At 77.8% G+C, this 2,600-nt stretch carries 3 protein-coding genes; all 3 read left to right on the forward strand.

Translation table 11 applies throughout. The annotated features are described in order from the left end of the window. The first annotated feature begins 125 nt into the window (after positions 1 to 125). The 3 genes from ABD317_RS35695 to ABD317_RS35705 are packed head-to-tail and all read left to right on the forward strand — an operon-like array spanning position 126 to position 2,461. On the forward strand, positions 126 to 1,067 hold the full coding sequence (locus ABD317_RS35695) for a M56 family metallopeptidase (protein WP_344295987.1): 942 nt from the start codon (positions 126 to 128) through the stop codon (positions 1,065 to 1,067). Positions 1,068 to 1,076: 9 nt separating this feature from the next. Next, complete coding sequence (locus tag ABD317_RS35700; RefSeq protein ID WP_344295989.1) at positions 1,077 to 1,766, forward strand: phosphatase PAP2 family protein; 690 nt, start codon at positions 1,077 to 1,079, stop codon at positions 1,764 to 1,766. Next, the gene (locus ABD317_RS35705) at positions 1,763 to 2,461 is read left to right on the forward strand and encodes an HAD family hydrolase (protein WP_344295992.1); all 699 of its coding nucleotides are present in this window, start codon (positions 1,763 to 1,765) and stop codon (positions 2,459 to 2,461) included. Before ABD317_RS35700 ends, ABD317_RS35705 begins: the two co-directional genes overlap by 4 nt. Positions 2,462 to 2,600: the final 139 nt, after the last annotated feature.

Raw genomic sequence — 2,600 nt, forward strand, 5'->3', positions numbered from 1 at the left:
CCTGCCGCGTCTGCCTGGGCACCGGCATGGTCGCGATGCTCCTCGCCCTCTGACTCCCCGGTGTCGTCCGTCACTTCACCGGCGCACACGTACCGGCCGGCGCCCCCGCTCCGTACGCTGAACCCATGGTGATCCCGCTCACGCTGCTGGCCTTCGCCGCCCTCACCGCCGCGGTCGCGCCCCGGCTGCTGACCCGCGCCGCGTGGGCGGACCGCGAGCCGGTGCTCGCGCTGTGGGTGTGGCAGTGCGTCGTGGCCGCCGTGCTGCTGTGCTGCGGGCTCGCCATGTCCCTGAGCGCCGCGGTGGCCTGGGCGCAGGTGCACAGCGGGGTCTTCGCCCCGGCGCCGGCCGCGGTACGGGAGGCGTACGGCGACGCCACCGGCGCCCCGTGGGCCGCGGCGCTCGCCGTGGCGCTGGCGGCCGGCGGGCTGTGGACGGCCGTGATGTTCGTCCGCGAGGTCCGCACCGCCCGGGCGCAGCGCCGCCGGCGGCGCGAGGAGCTGCGCCGCCGCGCCCCGCTGCTGCCCGGCGAGGACGCCGGCGCCGAACGGCTGGTGGTGCTGGAGGGCGAGCGGCCGGACGCCTGGTGGCTGCCCGGCGGGCAGGCCCAGCTCGTCATCACCACGGCCGCGCTGCGCCGGCTGAAGCGGCGCCAGCTCGACGCCGTGCTCGCCCACGAGCAGGGGCACAGCCGGGCCCGCCACCACTGGCTGCAGCACTGCGCGGGGGCGCTCGCGGGCGTGCCGCGCATGCCCGTCTTCCGGGCGTTCCGCGACGAGGTGCACCGGCTGTGCGAGCTGGCCGCCGACGACGCCGCGTCGCGCCGCTTCGGCCGGATGACGTTCGCCACCGCGCTGGTCGAACTCAACGAGGAGCGCGGCGTGTTCGGCCCCGGCCCCGGTCACCACGGCCACCACGGCCACCTCCCGCAGCGCGTCGACCGGCTGCTGGCGGCGGCGCCGCGGTTCACCCCGGCCCGCCGGCTGCGGCTGACCGTCGCGGCGCTGCTGGCGCCCGCGGTGCCGCTCCTGGTCGCCTTCGGCCCCGGGCTCAGCGCGCTCGCGTAGGGTCGGCGCGTGACCGCCGCCGCACCGCGCCCCTCCTCCCCCGCCCTGCGCGTCACCGCCGCCGTCCTCACGCTCGCCAGCGTGCTGCTGGCGGTGCCGGTGATCGCCTCCTGGGAGCCGCTGACGGACGCCGACGGGCGGATCGCCCGGCGGCTGCACTCCGCCGCCGTGTCGGAGTCCGGCTGGACCCGGGTGAACCGGGTGCTGACCGACTGGGTCTGGGACACGGTGACGATGCGGCTGCTGATGCTGGCCGTGATCCTCTGGCTGCTGTGGCGCGGCGCGCGGCTGCTGCCGCTGTGGCTCGCCGGCGCGGTGGCGGTGGGCTGGGTGCTGCAGAACGGCCTGAAGGCGGCGGTCGGCCGCGACCGCCCGCGGTGGAGCGACCCGGTGGACTCCGCCTCGCACGCCGCCTTCCCCTCCGGCCACGCCATGACCGTCGCGCTGGCCTGCGGCCTGCTGCTGTGGGTGCTGAGCCGCGCGGACCGCGTGCCCGCGGGCCTGCGGTACGCCGCGTGGACGGCGGCGGCCGTGTCCGCGGCGGGCGTGTCCTTCACCCGGATGTGGCTCGGGGTGCACTGGACCAGCGACGTGCTGGGCGGCACCCTGATGGGCGCCGCGGTCGCGGCACTCGCGGCGGCGTCGTACGACACGTGGGCACCGTCCGAGCACAGGGAGCCGGCGGAGGTACGCGGATGAGCCCCAAGGCCGTGCTCTTCGACTTCTCCGGGACCCTGTTCCGCGTCGAACCGGCGGAGCGCTGGCTGCGCGCCGTGCTCGACGCCGCCGGGATCGGCGCCGGCGACGCCGCGATCGCGCGCTACGCCGTCGCGCTGGAGCGCGCGGGCGCGCTGCCGGGCGGCGCGTTCCCCGAGTGGGTACCGGAAGCGCTGGCGGAGGTGTGGCGGACCCGGGACCGGAGCATGGAGCGGCACCGGACCGCGTACACGGCCCTGGCCCGGCTGGTGGCTCTGCCGTGGCCCGACGGGGTGTACGACGCGCTGTACGAACGGCACATGACGCCGGCGGCGTGGCAGCCGTACCCCGACGCCGGAGACGTCCTGCGCGGGCTGCGGGAGCGCGACGTCCGGGTCGGGGTGGTCAGCAACATCGGCTGGGACCCGCGGCCGGTGTTCCGCGCCCACGGCCTCGATGACCACGTGGACGCGTACACGCTCTCGTACGAGCACGGGGTGCAGAAGCCCGACGCGCGGCTGTTCCGGGCCGCGTGCGAGGCGCTGGCGCACGCGCCCGAGGACGTGTTGATGGTCGGCGACGACCGGCGCGCCGACGGCGGCGCCGCGGCGCTGGGGTGCGGCTACTTCCCGGTGGACCACCTGCCGGTCGGCGAGCGGCCGGACGGGCTGCGGCCGGTGCTGGGGCTCGTCGGCTGACCGGGCGGCCCGGGGGCGGCGGCTCGTCGGTGGGCCGGGTCAGGCGGCGAGGGCGGCGGCAACGCGGCCGCGGACGTACGCGCGGGTCAGGGCGGCGTCCGGGCCGGTTTCTACGTACGTCGTCACGCCCGCGACGCGC

Origin of the sequence: Streptomyces synnematoformans, assembly GCF_039531005.1 — a bacterium.
GTDB classification, from domain to species: domain Bacteria; phylum Actinomycetota; class Actinomycetes; order Streptomycetales; family Streptomycetaceae; genus Streptomyces; species Streptomyces synnematoformans.

Excerpts from the sequence above, each read along its gene's own strand:
- ABD317_RS35705 (WP_344295992.1), top strand. The coding sequence starts at position 1,763 with ATGAGCCCCAAGGCCGTGCTCTTCGACTTCTCCGGGACCCTGTTCCGC.
- ABD317_RS35695 (WP_344295987.1), top strand. The coding sequence starts at position 126 with ATGGTGATCCCGCTCACGCTGCTGGCCTTCGCCGCCCTCACCGCCGCG.